Genomic DNA, 24,058 nt, shown 5'->3' on the forward strand with positions numbered 1-24,058 from the left:
GTTGCTCGCTCAGCTGGCGGCCGGCATCAGCACAGTGTCGATGGCGTGAATGACGCCGTTGGTGGCTTCGATGTCGCGCTCGACGACGCGGGCCTTGTTGACCCGCAGGCCCTGGGCCGTGTCGATGTCCAGCTGCTCGCCCTGCAGCGACTGCAACTGGGCCGGCTTGTCGCCGGACGCGCCCGACCGCACATGGCCCGACACGACGTGCAGCAACAGGATGGCCGTCAGCCTGGCCTTGCTCTCGGGCTTGAGCAGGTCGGCCAGCTCGTTCTTGGCGAGCTTGTCGAAGGCCCGGTCGTTGGGCGCGAACATGGTGTAAGGGCCAGCGCCATCGAGCGTCTCTGCCAGGCCGGTGGCCTTGACGGCCGCCATCAGGTACTTGAAGTGGCCCGACCGGTGGGCCGTCATCAGCAGGTTTTCTTGCGGGTCGGTCTTGGCCGGGCTGGTGCCGACCATGGTGCTGACAGGGGTCATGGGAGCTTTCGAGGTGGTGCCGCCTCGCCCCGGCGGCGCCAGGGGAGGGGGTTTCCGCCAATGCTGGGGCCGGGTGTTGCGGCGGTCTGTGCGTTGCGACACCCCGGGGCGTCAGGCGCGCGGCTCGCCGTTGGCGTTGACGGTCACCGTCGCGCCAGGCTGTGTGGCCAGCTGCACGTGGTGCTGCTGGCCGCGGAAGTTGTAGGTCACGTCCCAGTAGGCGGGCGCCTGCGCCGCGGGCCGGTCGCTGCAACGCTGCACATCGCGGGTCACAACCGGCTCGCCGTTGCTGTTGCGCCCGATGTTGTTGCCCACCACGCCACCGGCCACCGCGCCGCCGGCCGTGGCCAGCACGCGCCCCGTGCCGCCGCCGATCTGGTGGCCCAGGATGCCGCCGATGACCGCGCCGACGACGGTGCCGGGCACGCTGTTGTCGCTGCGGCGGCCGTCGTTGACCGGTTCGCGCTCCGTCCAGCAGCGTTGCTGGCCGGACTCGCCGTAGACCGCCCGCACATCGCTGACATCGGCCTGGTAGAGGCGCTCGCGGTCGCGGCGGCGGTAGTCGCCCTGCACGGCCGGGTAGGGCGCGTAGCTCACCTCGTCATCGCGGGTGCGGCGCTGCACGACACGGACCGACGAGATCTGGTCGTCCAGCCCCATGGCCTGCAGCGAAGCGTACTGGCCGGGGCGCAGCACGCGGCAATTGCCCTGGTAGCGCTGGTCCACGCAGACTTCCCAGCGCTGGCTGCGCACGACCACCGAGGACGCGCGGTCGTTGAAACGGTTGCTGCGCAGGTTGCTGAGGCTGCCGCTGACCGTCAGCGAGCGGCCCTCGAAGTTGGGCTGTTCGTAGAAGGTGATCTGCGCCAGCGCGGGTGCGCCGGCCGCCAAGGCCAGCAGCAGGCCCATCGTCAGGCGGCGCAGCGGGTGGGGTCGGGGGTTGTTCATGTCGGTCTCCGGTGTTCGGGGCAAGGCCCGTGGCCGCAGCCTGGGTCCCGCGGGCCCGCCCGTCTGTGCGATGGCGGACCGAGGGCGGTCAGGACAGCGCCTCGCCCACGACGCTGGCCAGCACCGCTGCCCCCATGGCGACCATGAGCACCACGGGAAGGCGGCGCCTGCACATGCGCAGGAAGCTCTCGTCGCGATACGTCATCGTGTTGGGGTGGCCGCGGTCCTGACGGTGCGCCAGCGCACGTTCGACAGGCAGAGCGGCTGCGTGCGCTGCCGCACGGACCCGGGCGGCCGGTGGGCGCAGATTGCCCGCATGCACGCTGATCCGGCGCACCACGTGCCGTCACCGCCAAGCCCCAGCGACGCCGATCTGGCCTACATGGCGCAGGCCGCGCTCGCGTGGGTCCATTCGCTGCCCGCCGGCCAGGTCACGGCCCGGGTGGAGGCCGGCTGGCTGACGCTGTCAGGGCAGGTGCGCTGGCACTACCAGCGCCAGGATGCCGACCACTGCGTGCGCAACCTGCCCGGCCTGGCCGGCGTCAGCAACTTGATCACGCTGCACCCGCCGGGCGGCTGAGCGGCCGCCAGGCGCGGTGGGCTAGAGCCGGCCCATCAGCCACAGCACCAGCACGATCAGCAGCACCAGGCCGATGCCGCCCGAGGGCACGAAGCCCCAGCCGCGGCTGTGCGGCCAGGTCGGCAACGCGCCGACCAGCAGCAGGATCAACACGATCAACAGGATGGTGGCGACACTCATGACGTTCTCCTTGAGCGCAGTCGCTCGGTTCGATCAGGCCGATGCGGCGGAAGCGGGCGGTGTCACGACGACCACGGCGCTGGTGCCGGGCTTGCCGGCCTCGCCGGTGGCCCCGGTCGCGCCCGGCGTGCCGGGTTCGCCCGCAGGGCCGGGCGCGACGATGACCGTGGGCGGGGGCTCATTGCGCTGGCAGCCGCCCAGCGACAGCGCCAGGATGGGCAACAAGAAGGCCAGCGCGAGTGGGCGTGAAGACATGACGGATCCTTTGCGAACGACGGCACCGGCAGGTGCTCGAACGCCACGGTAGGCCCATGCCGGCGCCACGTCGGTGCGGTATCGCACTGGCGGGCGGGGTCCGTCATCGCGGCGTGTGCTTCGCGGCCTTGGGCGGCACGCCGGGCGCGGCAGGCTGCTCTGTGTCGGGCGGCGTCTTGCCCAGCGTCCAGCGCCCGCCGCCGGTGAGCTTGAGCACGCGGCGGTGGAAGCCCGCCACGGCCGCTCGGTGGGCGATGCTGATCAGCGTGGTGCCGCGCTCGCGCAGGCGCTCGTACAGGCGGCGCTGGTTGGCGTCGTCCAGCGCGCTGGTGGCCTCGTCCAGGATGGCCACGCGCGGCGCATGCACCAGCAGCCGCGCGAAGGCCAGGCGCTGCTGCTCGCCGCCGCTGAGCAGCTTCTCCCAGTCCTCGTTGCGGTCCAGGCCGGCGTCGTTCTCGGTGAGGTGGCGCAGCTGCACCTCGTCCAGCACCTTCAGCAGCGCCGCGTCGTCCAGCTCGCTGTGAGTGCTGGGGTAGATGAGCTGGCTGCGCAGCGTGCCGGTCTGCAGGTAGGGGCGCTGCGGCAGGAAAAACACGTCCTCCTGCGGCGGGTGGTCGATCTTGCCGCTGCCCTGCGTCCACAGGCCCGCGATGGCGCGCAGCAGCGAGCTCTTGCCGCAGCCGCTGGCGCCGGTGATCAGCAGCGACTCGCCGGCCGGCAGCGTCAGCGACAGGTTCTCGACCAGCACGCGCTCGCTGTCCGGCGCCATCACGGTCAGCTTGGACAGCTTCAGGTCCTGCGCGGGCTGGCGCTCGATGCCGCCTTCGGGCAGCGCTTCGTCCAGCTTGGCGGCCATCACGTGCAGCCGGTCGATGCCGGCGACGAAGCGGGAGAGGCTTTCGAAGTTGTCGACGATCAGCGACACCGCGGTCAGCACCGCCGCGAACGCGCCGCCGGCCTGCACGGCCTTGCCGACCTCCAGCTCACCCGCCAGCACCTGGCCGGCCAGCACGACGAAGGGCACCAGCAGGCTCAGCTGGCTGAAGGAGCGCTGGAACAGGTTCAGCAGGAACTGCGCGCGGATCATCTTCTTCGTGTTCAGCAGCGCCGCGCGCAGGCGCTGGTCGAGCTGGTGGCGCTCCTGCTTCTCGCCGCGGTAGAAGGCGATGGACTCGGCGTTCTCGCGCAGCCGCATCAGCCGGAAGCGGAAGTCCGCCTCGCGCTTGAGCTGCCAGAAGTTCAGCCGGATCAGCGGCCGCCCGAACAGCAGCAGCGACAGACCCGTGCCGACCAGCGCGTAGACGACCAGGAAGCCCACCAGCATCTGCGACAGGCTCCACAGCACGGTGCTGAAGGCCACCAACTGCATCAGCGAGCCCAGCAGGATGAGCAGGAAGTTCAGCGAGCGACTGGTGAAGGTGTTGACGTCGTCGGCGATGCGCTGGTCGGGGTTGTCCACGCCGGCCATGCGGAAGTAGGCGCGGTCGGCGAGGTAGGCGTCCAGGAAGCGGCGCGTGAGCCAGCGCCGCCAGTCGTTGGCGTAGGCGTCGCGCGACGCGTAGTAGATGGCGTATACCGGCACCGCGAAGCCCACCACCCACAGCATGCCGCGCACGGCGGCCCAGAAGCGGTCCTCGTCGCGCGCCGCCAGTGCCGATGTCAGGTCGCCGGTCTTCTCGTTGACCATCACGGCCAGCTGCGTGTCCAGCAGCATCAGCGCGATCAGGCCGACCAGCACCGCCCAGGCCACGCCGCGCCGGTCGCCGGCCCAATAAGGCCTGGCCACGGCAATGAAGCGGCCCCAGGCGGAAGGTGCATCGGCGGCGACGGTGGCGCTCATGAAGGCAGGTTGCAATGGTCTCGACGTTGCCAAGACTACGGCTGCGCTGTCACCGCAGGTGTCGGACGACGCGCCACGCGCGCGTCGCCCGCCAGCGCGATCAAGGGGATGGGCTTGACGCGGGCGGCTGCATTAAGGTCGTCGCCCATCGACATTTGACGGAGCCCATGGACATGAGACCCCTGATGAATCCGATGCCGCGGCGCTTGATCGCGGCGGCCGCCGTGCTGGTCGCGACGTTCGCGCACGCGGCGTCGCAGGCACCGGTGGCCGCCGAGAACGGCATGGTGGTCACCGCCCAGCACCTGGCCACGCGCGTGGGCGTGGACGTGCTGAAGGACGGCGGCAACGCGGTGGACGCCGCGGTGGCCGTGGGCTACGCGCTCGCCGTCGTCTACCCGGCCGCCGGCAACCTCGGCGGCGGCGGCTTCATGACGATCCAGCTGGCCGACGGCCGCAAGACCTTTCTGGACTTCCGCGAGAAGGCGCCGCTGGCCGCGACGGCCAACATGTACCTGGACAAGGATGGCAACGTCATCAAGGGGCTGAGCACGCTGGGGCACCTGGCGGTGGGCGTGCCGGGCAGCGTGTCGGGCCTGGAGTACGCGCTGGCCAAGTACGGCACCCAGAAGCGAGCCACGGTCATCGCACCGGCCATCCACTACGCGGAAAAGGGCTTCGCACTCGACCAGGGCGATGTCGACATGCTGCATGCCGCGACCGACGACTTCCGCAAGGACCCGGCCACCGCGGCCATCTTCCTGAACAAGGGCGAGGCCTTCCAGGTGGGGCAGAAGCTGGTGCAGAAGGACCTGGCCGCCACGCTGAAGGCCATCCGCGACAAGGGCGAAGCCGGCTTCTACAAGGGGCCCGTATCCGCGGCCATCGTCGCAGCCAGCAAGGCCGGCAAGGGCATCCTGCAACAGGCCGACTTCGACCAATACACCACCCGAGAAATGAAGCCGGTGGAGTGCGACTACCGCGGCTACCGCGTCGTGTCGGCGCCGCCGCCCAGCTCCGGCGGCGTCATCATCTGCGAGATCCTGAACGTGCTGGAGGGCTACCCGCTGAAGGAGCTGGGCTACCGCTCGGCGCAGTCGGTGCACTACCAGATCGAGGCGATGCGTCATGCCTACGTCGACCGCAACAGCTACCTCGGCGACCCGGACTTCGTGAAGAACCCGCTCGACCGGCTGCTCAGCAAGGAATACGCGGCCAAGATCCGCGCCGTGATCGACCCCGCCAAGGCCGGCGTGTCCAAGGAGATCAAGCCGGGCGTCTCGCCGCACGAGGGCAGCAACACCACGCACTACTCCATCGTCGACAAGTGGGGCAACGCGGTCTCGGTGACCTACACGCTCAACGACTGGTTCGGCGCCCGCGTGACGGCGGCCGGCACCGGCGTGCTGCTGAACGACGAGATGGACGACTTCACCGCCAAGGTGGGCGTGCCCAACCTGTACGGCCTGGTGCAGGGCGAGGCCAACCGCATCGAGCCCGGCAAGCGGCCGCTGTCGTCCATGAGCCCCACCATCGTCAGCAAGGACGGCAAGACCGTGATGGTGGTCGGCACGCCAGGCGGCAGCCGCATCATCACGGCGGTGCTGCACACGATGATCAACGTCATCGACTACGGCATGAACGTGCAGGAGGCGGTGGACGCGCCGCGCTTCCACCAGCAGTGGCTGCCGGAGGCGACCAACGTCGAGACCTTCGCGCTGTCGCCCGACACGCGCAAGATCCTGGAGGGCTGGGGCCAGAAGTTCGCCGAGCCGCAGCCGGCCAACCACCTCGCGGTCATCCTGGTCGGCGCGCCGACGCTGGGCGGCAAGCCCGTCGGCAAGAACCGCTTCTACGGCGCCAACGACCCGCGCCGCAACAGCGGCCTGGCGCTGGGGTACTGAAGCCCCTCGCCCGGTGACGGCTGCGGTCGTCATCGCTTTGACACACAGCGCCGCCAGCATGCAGCCCTTTTGACAGGGGCCTGCATGCGACTGCCCTTTCCACTGCTGCCGTTGCTGCTCACCGGTGCGCTGAGCCTGCTGCCGCTGGCGGCGCGCGCGGCGCCGCTCGAGCTGAGTTTTTCCGACTTCTTCGCGCAACCGATCGGTCCGCGCGGGCTGGAGCCCACGGCGGCGCTGAAGGCCGCTGCCGGCCATGAGGTCCGGCTGGTGGGCTTCATGGTGCTGCGCGAGCAGCCGCAGGCCGGCCGTTTCCTGCTGACGCCACGCCCGGTGACCATGGCCGAGCACGCCGATGGCGAGGCCGATGACCTGCCACCGTCCACCGTCACCGTCGTGCTGCCCGAATCGCAACGCGAGCGCCTGGTGGCCCACCAACGCGGCCCGCTGGTGTTGACCGGCCGGCTGGCCTACGGCCCCGCCGAGGACGAGACCGGCCGCGTGAGCTGGCTCCGCCTGCACCTGTCGCCCGACGCGCTGGCCGCGCAGCCCGCCGCTGCCGCCACCCCCCATTCGCACTGAGCTCCCCGATGAAACCAGCCCTGCTTCTTGCCGCCATCGCCGCCGCCGGCTCCGCCGTCGCCGCGCCCACCGTCACGCGCCTGACGCCGCCCAGCGAGCTGTTCGCCAGCGGCAGCGTCGACCATCCCATCGTCGCCCGCTTCCTGCCCGGCCAGCGCTTCGACCTGCAGGCCAGCATCAAGGCTGACGCGGGGCAGAAGATCACCGCCGCGCGCTTCCTCGTCGACGGCAAGCCGGTGTCGGCGACCGTCGCGCTGCGCGACTGCGCCAGCGGCTGCAGCAAGGGCCTCGCCGCCGAGACCGCGATCGCGACCGTGCGCGCCGTGTCCAGCGACGCCGCCGGCAGGCACGAGTTCAGCGTCGAGGCGACGCAGGCCGACGGCCAGAAGGTCGTCGCCAAGGGCAACTTCGAGGTCGTGCCCTTCACCGCGGCCATGGGCCCCAAAGTCAAGAACATCATCATCCTGCTGGGCGACGGCATGGGCGCCTCGCAGCGCACGGCCGCGCGCATCGTGCATGGCTATGCGCAGGGCAAGGCGTTGCAGCCGTTGGCCATGGACTCGTTCACCGCGACGGCCATGGTCAAGACCTCGTCGCTGAACTCCATCGTCACCGACTCGTCGCCCGGCATGACGGCCTATGTCAGCGGCAACAAGAACAACAACAACGAAGAGGGCGTGTTCCCCGACGACACCGTCGACGCCTTCGACAACCCGCGCGTCGAGTACCTCAGCGAGTACCTGCACCGAACCCAGGGCAAGCAGCTGGGCGTCGTCACGACCGCCGACGTCTTCGACGCCACGCCGGCCGGCAATGCGGTGCACACCAGCAACCGCGGCGCCGGCACCGGCATCGTCGACCAGTTCTTCGACGACCGCGGCCAGACCGGCCTGACCGTGCTGATGGGCGGCGGCCGCAAGTGGTTCCTGCCCGCCGGCACGCCGGGCTCGGCGCGCACGGACAGCAACGACTACGCCTTCTCGGCCAGCGACGCGCACACGGCCGAGATCGTCAAGCGCTGGGGCGCCGCCGCGGGCGCCATGGACAAGGGCCGCGACCTGATCGCCGCCTTCCAGGGCGCCGGCTTCAGCTATGCCGCGACCAAGGCCGACCTCGACAAGGCCGACACGGCCAAGCCGCTGCTGGGCCTGTTCGCGTTCTCCAACATGAACGTGGCACTGGACAAGATCAACGGCCGCCGCGGCAGCGACAGGAACGGCCTGCAGGGCGGCAGCGTCGTCCAGGACTTCGGCCTGCCCGACCAGCCCATGCTGGACGAGATGGCGGCCAAGGCCATCAGCGTGCTGAAGCGCTCGCCCAAGGGCTTCGTGCTGATGATCGAAGGCGCGTCCATCGACAAGCAGGCCCACAACATGGACACCGAGCGCTGGATGCTGGACACGCTGGAGTTCGACCGCGCCGTGCGCGTGGCGCAGGACTTCGCGGCCGAGCAGGGCGACACCCTCGTCATCGTCACGGCCGACCATGAATGCTCGGGCGCCGCGCTGATCGGCGGCGCCACCGTCACCGACAAGGCCCTCGCGGAGCTGGCCACGAAGAAGGGCGTGGCCAACCTGCGCAACAGCGTCGTGGGCGTCTACGAGAAGGCCGGCTTCCCGCGCTACAAGATCGCCGCCGACGGCTACCCCGAGACGACCGACATCGACTTCCGCCTGCTGGTGGGCTACGGCGCCAATGCCGACCGCTACGAGGACTGGCGCACCAAGAAAACGCCGCAGCGCGACGTTCAGCAGCCCTTCGCCAGCGATGCGCCGCTGAAGTGGTACCCGGCCAATGCCCAGGAGCGCGACGATGCGCTCGGTGAATACCTCGTCACCGGCCAGGTGCCCGGCGAGACGGCCGTGCACACGGCCACCGACGTGCCGCTGTCCGCCTACGGCCCCGGCGCGCTGGCCTTCACGGGCGTCATCGACAACACCGACGTGTTCTTCAAGCTTGCCCAGGCGGCCATGAAGGGCGTCGTCGCGCCGGCCGATACTTCCGGCTCCAAGAAGCCGCCCAAACCCAAGCGTTGAAACCCAGCGACACCACGACCCCCGAGCGCCGGCCCAAGCCCTGGCGCCGGCTGGCGATGGTGTTGGTGCTGGCGGCGGCGCTGTGGGCGGTGTTCGAGTTCACCGGCCTGCGCGCCCAGATCAACCCGCAGGCCATGCGCGACGGCTTTGCGACGCACAGGGTCTGGGGCTTTGCCGGTTTCATGGTGCTGTTCGTCATCGGCAACCTGATCCATCTGCCCGGCTGGTTCTTCCTGGCCGCGGCGGTGCTGGCGCTGGGGCCGGTGTGGGGGGCGCTGGCCACGTTCTCGGCCGCGCTGATCTCCTGCGTCGCCACCTTCTTTGTCGTGCGCGCCTTTGGCGCCAATGCCTTGCGCGAGTTGCCGGGGCCACTGGCGCGCCGCCTGTTCGAACGCCTGGACGCTCATCCGATCCGCAGCGTGGCCGTGCTTCGCCTGCTGTTCCAGACGCTGCCGGCGCTGAACTACGCGCTGGCGCTGTCGGGCCTGCGCTTTCGCGACTACATGCTGGGCACGTTGATCGGGCTGCCCGGGCCGCTGGTCGTCTACGCGGTCTTCTTCGACACGCTGGCCGGCTGGATGGGCTGGGCCGTGAATTGACCCCAGGCAGGCGCGTTCGCGCGCGTGTCGCGATGATGGCGGCCTCTTCGGGAGCGTGAATGGGTCAATCCGCGGCGCGCCAGCTCTGGCTGCTGGCACTGGCGAACTTCGTCATCGGCATGGGCGCCTTCGTTGTCGTCGGCGTGCTGTCGCCGGTGGCCCAGGCCTTTGGCGTCGACCGCGCACATGCCGGCGCGCTGATGAGCGTCTACGCCGCCACCTATGCCGTCGCGTCGCCGCTGCTGGTGGCCGCCACCGGCCGGCTGGACCGCAAGCGCCTGATGTCCATCGGCCTGGCGCTCTTCGCGCTCGGCTCGCTCGCGGCCGCGCTGGCGCCCAGCTTTGCGCTGCTGCTGGCCGCACGGGCGCTGATGGCGCTGGGCGGCGGCCTGGTCACGCCGGTGGCCGCGTCCATCGGCGTGGCGCTGGCCGGCCCGGGCCAGCAGGGCAGGGCGCTGTCCATCGTCTTCGGCGGGCTGACGCTGGCCCAGGTGCTGGGCGTGCCGGCCGGCGCGTGGCTGGGTTATGCCTTCGGCTGGCAGGCCGCGTTTGCCGTCGTCGCCGTGTTGTCGCTGCTGGGCCTGGCGGCCATCGCGCTGGCGCTGCCGTCCGGCATCGCCGTGCCGGTGGCCAGTCTCGCCAGCCTGGGCGCGGTGCTGCGCAGCGGGCGGTTGATGACGGCAGTCGCCCTCACGGCCTTGTTCATTGGCGCGCTCTACGTCTGCTACACCTTCCTGGCGCCGCTGCTGGAGACGCTCTACGGCCTGAGCCGCGACGGCGTGACCGGCATGCTGCTGCTGTTCGGGCTGGGCGCCGTCGTCGGCAACGCGATGGGCGGGCGGCTGACCGACCGCATCGGCTCGCGCCGCACGCTGGTGCTGCTGTGCCTGGCGCAGACGCTGCTGATGCCGGCGATGACGCTGCCGACCTGGCCACTGGCCGTGGTCGGCGCGCTGATCTTCACGTGGAGCGTGTTCGGCTGGAGCTTCATGGTGCCGCAGCAGGCGCGCCTGGCGGCGCTGGATCCGGCGCGGCTGCCGGTGCTGTTCGCGCTCAATGCGTCGGCCATCTACGTCGGCGCGACGCTGGGTTCGGGCATCGGGGGCGTGGTGCTGAACGGCCTGGGCCTGCACGCGCTGGGCCTGTTTGGCGCCGCACTGGCCCTGCTTGGTCTGGCGTCGCTGGCATTCCGTCGCAGACCTTAGACAGGGGCATTGCCGGCACCGCATACTGGCCGCCCCCAATGGAGACACAACCCATGAAGACTTGGCTGATCGCCACTCTCGCCCTGGCTGCCGCAGGCGCGCAAGCGCAAGGCGCCGACCCGCTGAAGGCCGCCGTCGCCGCCGACCACCGCAGCGTCGGCAACGTCGCCCGCGACGTGTACCGCCACCCCTATGAGACGCTCGCCTTCTTCGGCATCAAGCCGACCGACACCGTCGTCGAGCTGGCGCCGGGCGGCGGCTGGTACACCGAGATCCTCGCGCCCTATCTGAACGAAAAGGGCCAGCTCTACGCGGTGGCCGGTGCCAGCGCCCGCTTCAAGGCCAAGATGGATGCGCTGCCGGTCTACGGCAAGGTCAAGATCACCACCTTCGACGCCGCCAAGGGCCAACTCGAGATCGCGCCGCCCGGCACCGCCGATGCGGTGCTGACGTTCCGCAACGTGCACAACTGGATGGACAACGGCAGCGTGCAGGCCGTCTTCGACTCGGCTTTCAAGGCGCTGAAGCCGGGCGGCACGCTGGGTGTGGAGGAGCACCGCCTGCCTGCCTCCCGCACGCAGGACGCGAAGGCCAGCACCGGCTATGTGCATGAGGCGACGGTCATCAAGTTCGCGGAGGCCGCGGGCTTCAAGCTGGCCGCCAGGAGCGAGGTCAATGCCAACCCCAAGGACACGGCCGACCACCCCGATGGCGTCTGGACGCTGCCGCCCACCTATGCGCTCAAGGACAAGGACCGCGCCAAGTACCAGGCCATCGGCGAGAGCGACCGCATGACGCTGAAGTTCGTCAAACCCTGATGAAGGGGCGCAGATGACGCACGCCGTCATCGGCTTCGGGCGCCTGGCCCGAGCGCTGGTGCCGGCGCTGCGTGCGGCGGGCGAGGAGGTGGTCGTCGGCCGGCGCGAGCCGGGAGCGGGCGAACTCTCTCCCGCCGCCGCGGCGCAGGCGGCCGACTGGGTCTGGCTGACCGTGCCGGACGACCATATCGCCTCGACTGCCGCGGCCTTGCCCTGGCGAGCGGGTCAGCTGGCGCTGCACTGCAGTGGCGCGACACCGCTGACGGCGCTGACCCCGGCGCCGTCAGCGGCCGGGTTTCATCCGCTGAAGCTGCTGGCTGGCGATGCCGACCTGGCCGGCGTGCATGTCGGCATCGAGGCCGATGCCGCTTCCCGGCCCGCGCTGGAAGCGCTCGCTCACGCGCTGGGCCTCGTCCCGCTGACGTTGCCGTCGCCGATGGGTGCCGAGGCGAGGGCGGCCTATCACGCGGCGGCCAACCTGGCGGCGAGCGGCGTGCTGGCCGTGCTGGCCGAGGCGCAGGCCCTGTGGGGTGCAGCCGGGCTGGCGCCGGCCGAGGCGCTGGCGGCCCTGGTGCCGTTGACCCGCGGTGCGCTGGACACGGCGTTGGCGCGCGGCTTGGCCGGTGCCGTCTCCGGTCCCATCGCCCGTGGCGATGCGGGCGTGCTCGCCCGCCATCTCGACGCGCTGCAAGGCGGCGGCCTGCCGGACGACTTGCTGCTGGCGCTGGGCCGGCGCCAGCTGGCGCTGGCCGAAGCCGCCGGGCGGTTGGACGCTGCGCAGGTCGCGGGACTGACGCGACTGCTGGCGCTGCGGTGAATACGTTTTCAAGCGGCGTGACAAAGGCCGCGTTCGGATGTCCGCCAGGCGTTTGCACCGCGGGGTGCCCGTCCTAAACTGACCAGATTCCCGTCGCTGTTGCCGGGAGCAGCAAGGGAGTTCCAGATGTCTGACGCGTCCATCCAGGCGGTGATCCGGGCCGACGCCGCCCAGATCCTGCACAACGTCGTCGAGGAACTGCCCGACGCCCGTGAGCGCCTGGCCTACGTGCGCAGCATGACGGAGCAGGCCGCCACCAAGGTGCTGAACCTGGTGGAGGCCGCGCAGGACGACGCCGAGGCCGTGCGCAAGAAGGGCCGCGAGCTGTCCGATGCGCTGAACCGCCTGGCCTTGTCCAGCAACATCAGCCCCGACCGTGCCCGCGCGCTGATGAAGCTGTGCGCTGCCTACGCGTCAGACGCCGCGAGCTTTGCGGCGCGCGAGAAGTCGCTGCACACCGAGATCATGATGTCGCAGGACTTCCAGGATCTCTCGGGCCAGGTCATCAACAGGGTCAGCAAGATGCTGGAGCGCGCCGAGCCGCCGCTCAAGGACCTGATCCAGTCCCTGCCCAAGCCGGCCGTGGCCGCTGCGCCCGAGGAACTCGGCGGCGTGCAGACACCGGACAAGGCCCTCAAGCAGGATGACGTGGACGACTTGCTGGCCAGCCTGGGTTTCTGATCAGTTGGGGACAGAGCTGCCCGCGACGCTCGATCGGTCTGTCCCGCAAGGCCATCAAATCCAGCTTGCCGGGTCCAGCCGGTAGTAGCCGCTCAACTCGGCATAAAGCGCCGGGTGGCCCACGGCCAGCTCGATGGGTCGTTCGAAGAACAGCTCGCTGATGACGGCGAAGAACTCGGCCGGGTCGGTCGCGCCATAGGCGTCGATCAAGCCCGGTTCGCCGCGCGCGAGCCGCCCTCTCAGCACATCGAACTCGTTCTGCATGACCGTGGACCAGCGCCGGTAGGCCTCGGCCGTCGGCAGCGCGGGTGCGCCGTTGGCGGGGCCGCCCGCCTGGTCGAGCTGGTGCGCAAACTCGTGGATGACCACGTTGTGGCCGTCGCCCGGTGTCGCTGCGCCGCGCTTCACTTCGTCCCATGCCAGCAAGACCTGGCCCTGGCTCCAGCTCTCGCCGGCCAGCACGCGGCGTTGGTCCGACAGCACGCCGCCGGACTCGGTCACTGGCCGGTCGACGACGAAGGCGCCGGGATAGACCAGCACCTGGCGCAGCTCCGGGTAGACGCCGCGGGCGGCGCCCAGCAGCGGCAGGCAGGCCAGCGCGGCGATGGTCACGCGGATCTCGTCCGTCACGCGCAGGCCGCGGCAGCCCAGGATGGGCTTCTCGGCCAGGAAGACCTGCATCAGCCCCTTGAGCCGCAGTTGCTGGCGTGCCGGCAGGTTGGCGACCAGCGGCACGTGGCGGCGCAGCAGCCGCCGCCAGGCCTGCGGGAAGGGCCGGCGTGCGATGCGCTCGCGGCGACGCCGCACCCACAGTGGCCACAGCGCGATGGCGCTGGCGGCCAGCAGGACGAGGGCGAAGCAGATCAGCAACGGCATGCCGGGCAACTGGGTGTGGTGGCGCGCTTTGCAAGCCCCGCAGCAAGGGAATCCCGCCGATCGGGTGGCGCTGCGAGGCCTGGGCGCGTTGGCACCCTAACGCATCGAGAAAGACCCTGTCCGCTCGTCGCCGGCCGTGGCCGCCGGCGCCTCGCGTAAGCCTCGCGCACGGTGGCAGCGTTAGGCTGGCCGCATGCCCGTTGCCGCCGCTTCCGCCGAGTCACGCCTGCAAGCCTGGCAGGTGCTGCTGGGCGGCGTCTGCGCGCTGGTGCTGACCATCGGCCTGGCGCGCTTCGCCTACACGCCGCTGCTGCCGCAGATGCATGCGCAGGCAGGCCTGGGGGTGGCCGACGGCGGCCTGCTGGCGGCCATCAACTACGCCGGCTACATGAGCGGCGCACTGCTGGCCGCCTGGATAGAGAACCCGGTCTGGCGCCAGCGCCTGTACGTCTGGGGCCTGCCGCTGGCGTTGCTCATCACGGCGCTGATGGGCTGGAGCACGCAGTTCGGCGTCTGGGCGCTGTCGCGCTACGTGGGCGGGCTGTGCGGCGCGGCCGGCATGCTGCTGGGCTCGGGGCTGGTGCAGGGCTGGCTGATGCGCTCGGGCCGCCGGCCGGAACTGGGCCTGTACTTCATCGGCCTGGGGCTGGGCATCGTCGTGTCGGCGCTGGGTGCGATGGGCATGACGCGCGGGCATCTCGGCTGGGCCGAGCAATGGCAGGGTTTCGCGCTGCTGGGCCTCGTCTTCCTGATCCCTGCCTGGGCCTGGCGCCCGCCGGTGCCGCCGCCGGTATCGCGGGCGACGCTGGGCGAGGCGCCCAGCCGGCGCTGGATGGCGCTGATGGTGGCGGCCTATTTCTGCGCTGGCTGGGGCTTCGTCATCAACGCGACGTTCACGGTCGCCATCGTCGAGAAGCAACCGCTGCTGGCCGGCCAGGGGCCTTGGGCCTGGCTGCTGGTGGGCCTGGCGGCCACGCCGGCCGTCTTCGTGTGGGACCGCATCGCGCGGCGCACCGGTGATGTCGGCGCGCTGCTGATCGCCTTCGGCGTGCAGATCGTGGGTGTGCTGCTGCCGGTGCTGGCCGGCGGGCTGGCCGCCGCGCTGCTGGGCGCGCTGCTGTACGGCGCGACCTTCATCGGCATCGTCAGCCTGACGCTGGCGCTGGTGGGTCGGCGCTCACCCGCCAACCCGGGCAAGGCGATGGCGCGGCTGACGCTGAGCTACGGCGTCGCGCAGATCAGCGCACCAGCGCTGACGGGGCGCATGGTCGAGGCCAGCGGCAGCTTCCACGCGGCACTGTGGCTCACGGCGGCCGTGCTGGCCGTCGGCATGCTGCTGCTGGCCGCGCTGCTGCGCGAGTCGCGCTGATCAGCGGCCGGGCGTGCCGCTCGGGCGGGTGCGGCGTGCCGACTCGGCGATGGCGTCGACGTCGCGCTTGTCTTGCTCACGGTCGGCGGCGCTGCGGCAGCGCGTGTTGATGAACCTGCTGCCGGTGGACTGCTCGCGTTCGCAGACCGTGCCGGGGGCCACGGCGGCGACCTGCACCGCTTCTTCAACGGGGGGCGTGCCGGCGCAGCCGATCAAGGCGCAGGGCAGCACAAGCAAAAGCAAACTTCTCATGGCGTTCAAACTCATCTGGGACGAAGGCGCAAGCCGCTCACGCCGTTCGGCGGGCGGGTGCAGGGCTGAAACGGGTGACGCGGGCTTACTTGCCCGTCGTCATGCCCTGGAAATTGCGGCGGTTCTCTTCGACCTGGGTGAGCGCGGCCTGCTCGGCCTTGCGCTGCTCGGCGGTGCGGCAGCGGGTCGTCGGGAAATTGGTGCCACTGCGGGTCTCGCGCTCGCAGATGGTGTCCTTGTCGGCGGCGGCCAGCGGCACCTCCTTGTCGGGAGGGGCCGAGGCGCAGGCGGCCAGTGCGAGCGGGAGCAGGGACAGCAGCAGTCGTTTCATGGCGAAAGTCGGTCGGTTCAAAGCGCCGCAGAATACCGCGCGCCTGACGCTCCAACCCCGTGACATGAGGCACCCTGCTGGCAACCCTATCCCTCACCTGGATGATGCTGTTGCCGGCGACTGCCAGCCCATCCTCGCCGCCGGCGGCCCTTTTCAGGCCGACCCTTGGCCTGTCGCTGCCCAGCCGGCTGCATGACTGAGTGACCCGTTTCATCGCCTGGATGGACCGTCATCCGAGGGCGGCGCCGAAGTAACTCTCTGTGACGCGGTCATCCGCCGGGGCTCCGCATCGGTTGAAGGCTGACGGTTGCGCATTTGCGACCGGGAGATGCCCTCATGAAACGACTCGCTCTGGCGGTCACGCTGATTTCCGCCGCCCTGTTGTCCGGCTGCATCATCGTGCCGGCCCACCGCCACGGTGGCTACCGCGGCGGCTACGGCTACAGCCAAGGCAATTACCAAGGCAACTACCAAGGCGGTTACCAAGGCGGTCCCGTCTACGGCCAGCCCGGCCGGCGTTGATGCGGAGGACGTCATGAAACGACTGACGCTGGCGCTTGCGCTGGCTTCATCGGCCCTGCTGTCGGCCTGCGTCGTGGTGCCCGCCCGTGGCGGTTACTACGCCGGCGGCTATGACAGCGGGCCTGCGGTCGTCGTCGATGCACCGCCGCCGGCGCCCTATGCCGAAGTGGTGCCGGTGATGCCGTATGCCGGCGCCGTGTGGATAGGCGGCTACTGGGGCTGGAACGGCGGCCGGCACAACTGGGTGCCCGGCTACTGGGAGCGCCCGCGCCCGGGCTATCGCTACGAGCCTTACCGCTGGGAACCGCGCGGTGGACGCTGGCACCTGCACGCGGGCGGTTGGCGGCGCTAAGGCGCTCCTAGACCCGTTCGATGACGGTGGCGATGCCCATGCCGCCACCCACGCACAGCGTCACGGCGCCGGTCTGCAGGTCGCGCCGCTCGAGTTCGTCGAGCAGCACGCCCAGCAGCATCGCGCCGGTCGCGCCCAGCGGGTGGCCGAGCGCAATCGCGCCACCGTTCACATTGACGCGCTCCGGGTCCAGCCCGAGGTCGCGCAGGGTCTTCAGCGGCACGGCCGCAAACGCCTCGTTGATTTCCCACAAATCCACGTCACTCGCCTGCATGCCGGCCTGGCGCAGCGCCTTCCGGCAGGCCGGCGTCGTGCCGGTCAGCATGATGGTGGGCTCGCTGCCGACCACCGCCGCCGCGCGGATGCGCGCGCGAGGCTTGAGCCCGGCCGCGTCGCCGCCGGCCTTGGAGCCGACCAGTACCAGCGCCGCGCCGTCGACGATGCCCGAGGAATTGCCGGCGTGGTGGCGGTGCTCGATGGCGCCAGCCTGCGGGTAGTTGCGCAGCGCCAGCGGGTCGAACTTCGCGCCCAGCTTGATGAAGCTGGGGTTCAGCGCGGCCAGCGTCTCGGCCGTCGTTTGCGGGCGGATGGTCTCGTCCTCGGCCAGCAGCAGCGCACCGGCCTCGTCGTGCACGGGCACCAGCGCGTGCTTGAAACGGCCCTCGGCTCGCGCCTGAGCTGCGCGCTGGTGTGAGCGCGCGGCCCAGGCGTCCAGCTCGTGGCGCGTGAACCCCTCCAGCGTGGCGATCAGGTCGGCGCTGATGCCCTGCGGCACGAAGCCGATGGCGTTGACGACGCGCTCGTCCAGCAGCCAGGCGCCGCCGTCGCTGCCCATGGGGACGCGGCTCATGCTCTCCACGCCGCCGGCCACCACCAACTGCTCGAAGCCGCTCGCGACCTTGGCCGCGGCCAGGTTGACGCTTTCCAGCCCCGACGCGCAGAAGCGCGACTGCGTGACGCCGGCCACCGACTGCGCCCAGCCGGCGTCCAGCGCGGCGATGCGCGCGATGTCGCCGCCCTGTTCGCCGATGGGCGTCACGCAGCCCAGCACGACGTCGTCGACGAGGGCGGTGTCCAGGCCGGTGCGCTTCTGCAGCGCCTGCAGCAGCGTGCGCACCAGCCAGATCGGCGGGGCCGGGTGCAGTGAGCCCTCGGGCTTGCCCTTGCCGCGCGGCGTGCGGCAGTGGTCGTAGAGGTAGGCGTCGAACATGGCTTGTCTCCAGGGCCTCACATGGAGCGCGAGGCCAGTTCCTTCATGATCTCGTTGGTGCCGCCGTAGATGCGCGTCACGCGCGCATCGGCCCACAGCTCGGCGATGGGACTCTCCAGCATGTAGCCGTAGCCGCCGAAGAGCTGCAGGCAGGCGTCGGTCAGCTTGGAGGCGAGGTCGCTGCACCAGGCCTTCACGAGGGCGGCGCGGGCCGCGTCGAGCTCGCCCTGCAGGTGCGCGGCGATGGCGGCGTCGACCAGCGCGCGCGCGGCCAGCACGTCGCTCTGCGCCTGGGCCAGCACGAAGCGGGTGTTCTGGAAGTTCCAGATCGCCTGGCCGAAGGCCTCGCGCTGCTTGGCATAGGCGACGGTGTCGTCCAGCGCCCGCTCCATCATCGCGACGGCTTGAACGGCGATGACCAGCCGCTCCTGCGGCAGCTCGGCCATCAGCTGGCCAAAGGCCAGGCCTTCGCGCTCGCCCAGCAGATTTGCCGCGGGCACGCGCAGCTCGTCGAAGAACAGCTCGCTGGTGTCCTGGGCGTGCAGGCCGATCTTGTCCAGGCGCCGCCGCGTCAGGCCGCGCGTGTCGGCGTCGATCTCGGCGACCAGCAGGGACAGCCCCTTGGCGCCGGGTGCGTCACCGGTGCGGCAGACGATGACGATGAGATCGGCGTTCTGGCCGTTGGTGATGAAGGTCTTCTGGCCGCTGACGACATAGTGCTCGCCGTCCAGCCGCGCGCGGGTGCGGATGGCCTGCAGGTCCGAGCCCGTGCCTGGCTCGGTCATCGCGATGGCGCCGACGCGCTCGCCGGTGGCCATCAGCGGCAGCCAGCGCTGGTGCTGTGCGTCGCTGCCGTGGCGCCGCAGGTAGGGCGCCACGATGGCCGAGTGCACGCTGCCGCCGAAGCCGCCCAAGTTGGCCCGCGCGGCCTCCATGACGATGACGGCCTCGTGGCCGAAGTCGCCGCCGCTGCCGCCATGGCTTTCGGGCATGGCTGCGCACAGCAGCCCCTGCGCGCCGGCCTCGCGCCAGGTGGCGCGTTCCATCATGCCGGCGGTGCGCCAGCCTGGCGCGCGTGGCACCCAGCGTTCGGCGAAGAAGCGCGCGGCGCTGGCTTGCAGCAGCCGGTGCTCCTCGGTCATCCAGGCCGACGGGAACAGAGGCAGTGGCATGCCGCTCAGACCGTCGCGATGCCGACCGCCTGCTCCAGTGCCGCGATCTCTTCCTCGACATAGCCCGCCAGCCGGCCGAGGTTGGGCAGCGCGTCCGTCGCGATCAACCCGAAATACAGCGTGCCGGCATAGCTGAACAGCGTGATGTTGAGCAGGTGCGTGGCCGGCAGCGTCGATACCGGGTGCATCTCCAGCAGCGGCGCACCCTTCATGTACAGGCGGTGGTCGGGGCCGGGCACGTTGGACACCAGCGTGTTGCCCATGGGCGTGATGACGTCGGCCAGCTTGAGCATGCCGGCGATCTGGCCCAGCAGGCCGGTCAGGATGGTGTAGGTCTCGACGGCCTCGGGCGCGACCGCGTCGATCATGGCGCGCACGTTGCGCAGCGAGTAGCCGACGTTGCGCAGCCGCACATAGGCGTCGTCGGTGGGCGGCGACAGGTCCACCAGGATGATGCCGATCTTGTTGCCGCCACCCTTCTCGCCCTCGCGGCGCAGGTTGACCGGCATCTGGATGGTGATGGGCCGGTCCAGCTCTATGCCCTCGTCGGCCAGGTAGCGGTGCATGGCGCCGTCCAGGCAGGTCAGCGCGACATGGTTGAGCGTGGCGCGCGCCACCTTGCGGATGGCGTCGATGCGGGCCATGGGCACGGCGGCGGTCGCGAACTGCCGGCCGGGCGTCGCATTGCCGGTGAAGGGCGTGCTGCCGCTGGCCATGAAGGGCAGGGCGATGGCGTTCTTCGTCAGCTTGACGGCCTCCAGCGCCAGCATGGCGGTGAGCCGCCCGATGCCGACGGCGCGCTTGCTGTTGGCGGTGAGCTGCTTCCAGACCGTGCCTGCCACCGCCTGGTCCAGCCGCTTCTTGCGGCCGCTGCCGCTGCGGCGCGTGTGGTCCAGCGTCCAGACCGGCGTGAGGGTGTCGTCGTCCGGTGTCGTGCGCAGCGAATCGACGCCCCAGCGCGTCATCGTGATGCCATCGGCCACCGCGTGGTGCATCTTGTAGTAAACGGCGAACTGCTTGTCCCACAGGCCAGCGATGACATGCACCTCCCACAGCGGCCGGCTGCGGTCCAGCATGGGCTCGTGCAGCTCGGACGTCAGCGCGTACAGCGCCTCGCGGTCGTTGTGGCCAGCCTTCATCTTGTGGAAGAAGACATGCTCGCTCAGGTCCACCGACTCGGCCGTCGTCCAACTTGGCATCAGCCCGGCCGACACGAAGTTGATGACCTGGTCGAACGGCGGCTGCACGTCGCTATGGGTCAGGAACTCTTCATAGAGCTGCTTCGCGAAATTCGCGCCGCCGCCCTTGGGTGTCTGGTGGATGTGCAGGCCGGCGACGTGCTTGGGGCTGGCCTCGTTCTCGGCGATGAAGAACGCGAGGTCGAGCAGGGAGAGTCGGCTCATGTTGTCTCTTGTCGTTCTGAGTCGGCCCAGCATAGGCGCGCACCGGGGCCGGTCAAGGCAGGGGAATCACGCGTCGCCGCTGGTGGCCTTGCGCTTGCCGCTGCGGCGCTCCTTGTCCGCCAAGCGGGTGGCTTCCGCCTCGGCGGCCTTGCGTGCCTCCTCGTCGGCCGCGGCGCGGCGCCAGGCGCTCATTTCCTCGGGCGTCTCCAGCGTGATGCGCCCCAGCAGCCCCTGGCGGTAGTCGATCAGCAGTGCCTCGGCGGCCTTGTGCATCTGCACCGCGCCGCCGCGCACCTTGGCGCCGCGCTTCAGGCCGATGGCTTCCAGCACGGCGTCGTCCGCGCCCAGTTCGGTCAGACCGTAGCGCTCCTGCAGCCGCTCGGGGTAGCGGCGCTTGAGCAGGTGGATCAACTCCAGCGCCACTTCTTCTTCGTCGAAGGCGTTGCGGCCGATGGCGCCGCTGGCGGCGAGGTTGTAGCCGCTCTGCTCGATGGCGATGCGCGGCCACAGCATGCCGGGGGTGTCGAACAGGTAGAAGCCGTTCTCCAGCACGAACTTCTGCTCCAGCTTGGTGATGCCGGGCTCGTCGCCGGTCTTGGCGGCCTTGCGGCCCACCAGCGTGTTGATCAGCGTGCTTTTGCCGACGTTGGGGATGCCGCAGATCAGCACGCGCAGCGGCTTGTGCATGTCGCCGCGCAGCGGGGCCAGCTCGCGGCAGGCCTTGATCAGTGCCCGCGCGGGGGACTTGTCACCCGCGTCCAAGGGGATGGCGCGCGTGTGCGGCTGGGCGTTGTAATGGGCGAGCCAGTCAGCGGTGACCGACGGGTCGGCCAGGTCTTGCTTGTTCAGCACCTTCAGCGACGGCCGGCCAGTGGTCAGCGCGGCCAGCAGCGGGTTGCTGCTGGAGCCGGGCAGGCGCGCGTCCAGCAGCTCGATGACCACGTCCAGTCCTGCCTTGACGCGATCCTTGATCGCCTGGCGGGTGGAATTCATGTGGCCTGGGAACCAGTTGATGGGCATGCGCGGGAGTGTGGCTTTCGAAGGAGGCGGGATTGTCGGGCTTACATCCGGTTGCGGCGCCTGGCCCCGCCTCCCCCAAGATTTAAGGGTTGCGTTTGAGGACAGTATGCGATTTGAAGGAGTTTTGAGCGCCTGGAATCCCGATGCCGGGTACGGCACGATCCGCCCCTCGGGCGGCGGGGAAGAGGTGTTTGTGGGCCTGGCGGCGTTTCCGACCGACGGCGAGGGCCCGCGGCTGGATGAATCGCTGAGCTTTGAAATTGTGACCGGGCGTGACGGGCGCAAGCAGGCGGTGAATCTGCAGCGTGTCAGGCGCGTCCAGCTCGCCCCGGCCCTGCACGAGGCCGCCGGTGGCGGCCGCCAGCATGTTCGGCACGCGCAAAGAAAACGGCGCCTGGGCCTGGTGGCCGGCGCCGTCGTGGCGGTGGTTCTGGTGGTAGGCGGCGTGCAGTGGTGGCAGAGCAAGGCCGGGGACGTGCCGGCGGGGATGCGGCGGTAGGCCGACGGGTCACGCTCATGCCCGCGGCCTGCATGCCGCGGTTCTCCGTAGCGCGTCAGACAGCGCGCAGGCGCTGCTTCGGTCGCTGGCCTTCGCAAGGCGTCGAACAGGCCGCAGGGCCTGTTCTCGGTCCTTGTTCAGTCCTCGTTCTTGAAGACGAGCTTGACTTCGTGCGTGGCCTTCTCGCCCGGCTCGAACTTCCACTCCATCAACGCCGACTTCACGGCGCGGTCGAAGACGCGCTTGGGCTCTGCTTCCAGGATCTCGACGTCGCTGACCTTGCCGTCGGCCTCGATGATCATCTTGGCCTTGACGACGCCGGTGGAGATGCCCTTCTTGGAGGCCTCCGCCGGGAAGTCCGGCGGCACCTTCTTGACGATCTTGGGCGTGGCGTGGGCGGCCAGAGCCAGCATCAGGCTGGCGGCGAGCACGGTGGCGGAACGCAGGAATGACATGGCGAACCTCGGGAAGTGGGGATTTGGGGTCAGGCGGCGCGGAAGAAGCCGACGGCCTCGATCAGGCGGGTCGAGCTGTCGCGCAGCGCGTCGGCGGAGCGGCTGAGCTCGCCGACCAGGCTGGTGTTCTGCTGCGTGGCCTTGTCCAGTTCGTTCATCGCGCCGTTGACGACGCCGACGCCCGTGGCCTGCTCCTGGGCCGAGTGCGAGATTTCCTCGATCAACTGGCCCATGTTGTTCACTTCGTCGACGACGCTGCGGATGGTGACGCCTGCGTTGTTGACCAGCGTCGTGCCGTTCTCGACCTTGACGGTCGATTCCTGGATCAGCACCTTGATTTCCTTGGCGGCGCCGGCCGAGCGCTGGGCCAGCGCGCGCACTTCGGCCGCCACGACCGCGAAACCGCGGCCATGCTCGCCGGCACGGGCGGCTTCCACGGCCGCGTTCAGCGCCAGGATGTTGGTCTGGAAGGCGATGCCGTCGATGACGCCGATGATGTCGCCGATCTTCTTGGAGCTGGCGCTGATTTCTTCCATGGTCTCGACGACCTTGGAGACCACGGCGCCGCCGTTGCTGGCCGACTGGCGCGCGGTCACGGCGATGCCGGCGGCGCGGCGGGTCAGGTCGCTGGCGCCCTTCAGCGTGGAGGCGATTTCCTCGACCGAGGCGGCCGTGTTCTGCAGGCTGGCGGCGGAACGCGTCGTGCGCTCGGCCAGGTTGGAATTGCTGTCGGCGATGGAGCCCGAGTTGGACGCAACCTCGCTGGCGGCGGTCGACACGTCGCGCACGACGCCGGACAAGGCGGTCTGCATGTCCTTCATGGCCTGCAGCATCTGGCTCAGCTCGTCGCGGCCTTCGACCTGGATGTTCTGGGTCAGGTCGCCGTCGCGGATGGCTTCGGCGGCTGCCTGGGCGCGGCGGGCCGGGCCGACGATGGAGCGGGCGATGACGATGCCGCCGCCGATGCCGATGGCGGCCGCCACGGCGACCAGCACGGCGGTCAGCAGCACCGACGAACGGGCCAGTTCACCGCCGGAGGTGGCGAGTTCCTTGCCGCTGTCGAACTGCATGTCGACCAGCTTCTTCAGGCCTTCCTGCAGCGCGGCCTGGGCGGGGCGCAGGTCGGTGATCAGGCTTTCACGGGCTTCGTCGGGGCTGCCGTCGGTCTGCACCTTCTGGAACTTCTCCAGCGCGGTCAGGAACTTGGTCTTGCGCTCCCGCACCTCGCCGACGACGGACTTCTCCTTGTCGTCGGTGGCCGCCTTTTCCAGGCCGGCCAGCTGCGTTTCGGCTTCTTCGAGCGCGCCGGTGATGGCGGCCTTCTGCTTCTTGATGGCGCCGGCGGTGTCCAGCAGCAGCAGGTCGCGCACGGCGCGCGAAATGATGTTCACCTGGCTCTCGAGGGCGTTCGCCGCAGCGATCTTCACGAGGCTGGAGTTGGCGGTTCGATCCAGGTCCTTGGCCAGGCGGTTGGCGTTGGAGGCGCCATAAAAGCCAATCGCCACCAGAAGCAGGATCAGCAGGCCGAAGCTCACCGCCAGCCGTTGGCCAATGCGCAGTTGCGTCAGGAAGTTCATTGCAGTTCAGGTCCTTGCGGTGATCTTCGGGTATCGGCGGCAGGCTGCCGCTCTTGAATCCAACGATGACTGTAGGCCTCGCGGCCTTGTTTTTTTCGGCC

General features: G+C 70.0%; 27 protein-coding genes. 13 read left to right on the forward strand and 14 right to left on the reverse strand.

Translation table 11 applies throughout. The features are described from left to right. Nucleotides 1-9: 9 nt before the first annotated feature. Both AC1D29_RS10690 and AC1D29_RS10695 read right to left on the reverse strand, forming a co-directional pair. A complete protein-coding gene (locus tag AC1D29_RS10690; RefSeq protein ID WP_477897007.1) occupies nucleotides 10-477 on the reverse strand; it encodes a fasciclin domain-containing protein in 468 nt (155 codons plus the stop codon). A gap of 111 nt (nucleotides 478-588) precedes the next feature. Then, nucleotides 589-1,425, reverse strand: a complete 837-nt coding sequence (locus tag AC1D29_RS10695) for a beta/gamma crystallin-related protein (RefSeq protein ID WP_477897009.1) — start codon at nucleotides 1,423-1,425, stop codon at nucleotides 589-591. Nucleotides 1,426-1,741: 316 nt separating this feature from the next. On the opposite strand from AC1D29_RS10695, the gene AC1D29_RS10700 reads away from it, so the two are divergent. Further along, on the forward strand, nucleotides 1,742-2,005 hold the full coding sequence (locus tag AC1D29_RS10700; protein WP_477897011.1) for a BON domain-containing protein: 264 nt from the start codon (nucleotides 1,742-1,744) through the stop codon (nucleotides 2,003-2,005). A 21-nt stretch (nucleotides 2,006-2,026) separates the two neighbouring features. Here the strand turns inward: AC1D29_RS10700 and AC1D29_RS10705 are convergent, their stop codons facing one another. From AC1D29_RS10705 to AC1D29_RS10715, 3 genes are all read right to left on the reverse strand, one after another. Continuing rightward, a complete protein-coding gene (locus AC1D29_RS10705) occupies nucleotides 2,027-2,185 on the reverse strand; it encodes a DUF3309 family protein (RefSeq protein ID WP_477897013.1) in 159 nt (52 codons plus the stop codon). Between the two features lie 33 nt (nucleotides 2,186-2,218). Continuing rightward, nucleotides 2,219-2,440: a hypothetical protein gene (locus AC1D29_RS10710; protein ID WP_477897015.1), complete on the reverse strand. Its 222-nt coding sequence runs from the start codon at nucleotides 2,438-2,440 to the stop codon at nucleotides 2,219-2,221. 103 nt (nucleotides 2,441-2,543) lie between these two features. Next, nucleotides 2,544-4,280, reverse strand: coding sequence for an ABC transporter ATP-binding protein/permease (locus AC1D29_RS10715; protein ID WP_477897017.1), 1,737 nt, complete (start codon nucleotides 4,278-4,280; stop codon nucleotides 2,544-2,546). Nucleotides 4,281-4,465: 185 nt separating this feature from the next. Between AC1D29_RS10715 and ggt the strand changes: the two genes are divergently transcribed. The 8 genes from ggt to AC1D29_RS10755 all read left to right on the forward strand — a co-directional run bounded on the left by ggt (nucleotide 4,466) and on the right by AC1D29_RS10755 (nucleotide 12,919). Further along, a complete protein-coding gene (ggt, locus tag AC1D29_RS10720) occupies nucleotides 4,466-6,184 on the forward strand; it encodes a gamma-glutamyltransferase (protein ID WP_477897019.1) in 1,719 nt (572 codons plus the stop codon). A gap of 84 nt (nucleotides 6,185-6,268) precedes the next feature. After that, a complete protein-coding gene (locus AC1D29_RS10725) occupies nucleotides 6,269-6,763 on the forward strand; it encodes a hypothetical protein (RefSeq protein ID WP_477897021.1) in 495 nt (164 codons plus the stop codon). An 8-nt stretch (nucleotides 6,764-6,771) separates the two neighbouring features. Then, nucleotides 6,772-8,799: an alkaline phosphatase gene (locus AC1D29_RS10730; RefSeq protein ID WP_477897023.1), complete on the forward strand. Its 2,028-nt coding sequence runs from the start codon at nucleotides 6,772-6,774 to the stop codon at nucleotides 8,797-8,799. Continuing rightward, the gene (locus tag AC1D29_RS10735; RefSeq protein ID WP_477897025.1) at nucleotides 8,796-9,398 is read left to right on the forward strand and encodes a TVP38/TMEM64 family protein; all 603 of its coding nucleotides are present in this window, start codon (nucleotides 8,796-8,798) and stop codon (nucleotides 9,396-9,398) included. Before AC1D29_RS10730 ends, AC1D29_RS10735 begins: the two co-directional genes overlap by 4 nt. Nucleotides 9,399-9,517: 119 nt before the next feature. After that, nucleotides 9,518-10,603 (forward strand): MFS transporter, encoded by a 1,086-nt coding sequence (locus AC1D29_RS10740; RefSeq protein ID WP_477897311.1) that lies wholly within the window; start codon nucleotides 9,518-9,520, stop codon nucleotides 10,601-10,603. 53 nt (nucleotides 10,604-10,656) lie between these two features. Further along, complete coding sequence (locus AC1D29_RS10745; RefSeq protein ID WP_477897027.1) at nucleotides 10,657-11,421, forward strand: class I SAM-dependent methyltransferase; 765 nt, start codon at nucleotides 10,657-10,659, stop codon at nucleotides 11,419-11,421. 13 nt (nucleotides 11,422-11,434) lie between these two features. Then, nucleotides 11,435-12,238, forward strand: coding sequence for a DUF2520 domain-containing protein (locus AC1D29_RS10750; protein ID WP_477897029.1), 804 nt, complete (start codon nucleotides 11,435-11,437; stop codon nucleotides 12,236-12,238). Between the two features lie 126 nt (nucleotides 12,239-12,364). Then, the gene (locus tag AC1D29_RS10755) at nucleotides 12,365-12,919 is read left to right on the forward strand and encodes a protein phosphatase CheZ (protein WP_477897031.1); all 555 of its coding nucleotides are present in this window, start codon (nucleotides 12,365-12,367) and stop codon (nucleotides 12,917-12,919) included. Nucleotides 12,920-12,973: 54 nt separating this feature from the next. Here AC1D29_RS10755 and AC1D29_RS10760 read toward each other — a convergent pair whose 3' ends face one another. Next, entirely contained in the window at nucleotides 12,974-13,795 is an 822-nt protein-coding gene (locus AC1D29_RS10760) for a M90 family metallopeptidase (RefSeq protein ID WP_477897033.1), read from the reverse strand. A gap of 193 nt (nucleotides 13,796-13,988) precedes the next feature. On the opposite strand from AC1D29_RS10760, the gene AC1D29_RS10765 reads away from it, so the two are divergent. Continuing rightward, on the forward strand, nucleotides 13,989-15,164 hold the full coding sequence (locus AC1D29_RS10765; protein WP_477897035.1) for a YbfB/YjiJ family MFS transporter: 1,176 nt from the start codon (nucleotides 13,989-13,991) through the stop codon (nucleotides 15,162-15,164). On the opposite strand, the gene AC1D29_RS10770 is transcribed toward AC1D29_RS10765, so the two are convergent. Together AC1D29_RS10770 and AC1D29_RS10775 are read right to left on the reverse strand one after the other, a co-directional pair. Then, on the reverse strand, nucleotides 15,165-15,416 hold the full coding sequence (locus tag AC1D29_RS10770; protein WP_477897037.1) for a hypothetical protein: 252 nt from the start codon (nucleotides 15,414-15,416) through the stop codon (nucleotides 15,165-15,167). Nucleotides 15,417-15,501: 85 nt separating this feature from the next. Continuing rightward, a complete protein-coding gene (locus AC1D29_RS10775) occupies nucleotides 15,502-15,747 on the reverse strand; it encodes a hypothetical protein (protein ID WP_477897039.1) in 246 nt (81 codons plus the stop codon). Nucleotides 15,748-16,083: 336 nt separating this feature from the next. Here AC1D29_RS10775 and AC1D29_RS10780 point away from each other — a divergent pair, with 336 nt between their 5' ends. Together AC1D29_RS10780 and AC1D29_RS10785 are read left to right on the forward strand one after the other, a co-directional pair. Next, nucleotides 16,084-16,269 (forward strand): hypothetical protein, encoded by a 186-nt coding sequence (locus AC1D29_RS10780; protein ID WP_477897041.1) that lies wholly within the window; start codon nucleotides 16,084-16,086, stop codon nucleotides 16,267-16,269. 13 nt (nucleotides 16,270-16,282) lie between these two features. Next, the gene (locus tag AC1D29_RS10785) at nucleotides 16,283-16,621 is read left to right on the forward strand and encodes a hypothetical protein (RefSeq protein ID WP_477897043.1); all 339 of its coding nucleotides are present in this window, start codon (nucleotides 16,283-16,285) and stop codon (nucleotides 16,619-16,621) included. Between the two features lie 7 nt (nucleotides 16,622-16,628). Here AC1D29_RS10785 and AC1D29_RS10790 read toward each other — a convergent pair whose 3' ends face one another. From AC1D29_RS10790 to ylqF, 4 genes are all read right to left on the reverse strand, one after another. Further along, on the reverse strand, nucleotides 16,629-17,831 hold the full coding sequence (locus AC1D29_RS10790; RefSeq protein ID WP_477897045.1) for an acetyl-CoA C-acetyltransferase: 1,203 nt from the start codon (nucleotides 17,829-17,831) through the stop codon (nucleotides 16,629-16,631). A 17-nt stretch (nucleotides 17,832-17,848) separates the two neighbouring features. Beyond that, the gene (locus AC1D29_RS10795; RefSeq protein ID WP_477897047.1) at nucleotides 17,849-19,003 is read right to left on the reverse strand and encodes an acyl-CoA dehydrogenase family protein; all 1,155 of its coding nucleotides are present in this window, start codon (nucleotides 19,001-19,003) and stop codon (nucleotides 17,849-17,851) included. Nucleotides 19,004-19,008: 5 nt separating this feature from the next. Then, on the reverse strand, nucleotides 19,009-20,406 hold the full coding sequence (locus AC1D29_RS10800; protein ID WP_477897049.1) for a wax ester/triacylglycerol synthase domain-containing protein: 1,398 nt from the start codon (nucleotides 20,404-20,406) through the stop codon (nucleotides 19,009-19,011). Nucleotides 20,407-20,472: 66 nt separating this feature from the next. Next, the gene (ylqF, locus tag AC1D29_RS10805; RefSeq protein ID WP_477897051.1) at nucleotides 20,473-21,426 is read right to left on the reverse strand and encodes a ribosome biogenesis GTPase YlqF; all 954 of its coding nucleotides are present in this window, start codon (nucleotides 21,424-21,426) and stop codon (nucleotides 20,473-20,475) included. Between the two features lie 124 nt (nucleotides 21,427-21,550). Here ylqF and AC1D29_RS10810 point away from each other — a divergent pair, with 124 nt between their 5' ends. Beyond that, nucleotides 21,551-21,925 carry a cold-shock protein gene (locus AC1D29_RS10810; RefSeq protein ID WP_477897053.1) on the forward strand — a complete coding sequence of 125 codons (375 nt, stop codon included), beginning with the start codon at nucleotides 21,551-21,553 and terminating at the stop codon, nucleotides 21,923-21,925. Nucleotides 21,926-22,062: 137 nt separating this feature from the next. Here AC1D29_RS10810 and AC1D29_RS10815 read toward each other — a convergent pair whose 3' ends face one another. Together AC1D29_RS10815 and AC1D29_RS10820 are read right to left on the reverse strand one after the other, a co-directional pair. Beyond that, the gene (locus tag AC1D29_RS10815; RefSeq protein ID WP_477897055.1) at nucleotides 22,063-22,380 is read right to left on the reverse strand and encodes an energy transducer TonB; all 318 of its coding nucleotides are present in this window, start codon (nucleotides 22,378-22,380) and stop codon (nucleotides 22,063-22,065) included. Nucleotides 22,381-22,409: 29 nt separating this feature from the next. Next, nucleotides 22,410-23,957: a methyl-accepting chemotaxis protein gene (locus AC1D29_RS10820; protein ID WP_477897057.1), complete on the reverse strand. Its 1,548-nt coding sequence runs from the start codon at nucleotides 23,955-23,957 to the stop codon at nucleotides 22,410-22,412. Between the last annotated feature and the right edge of the window lie 101 nt (nucleotides 23,958-24,058).

This window comes from Roseateles sp. P1_C6 (assembly GCF_056406315.1).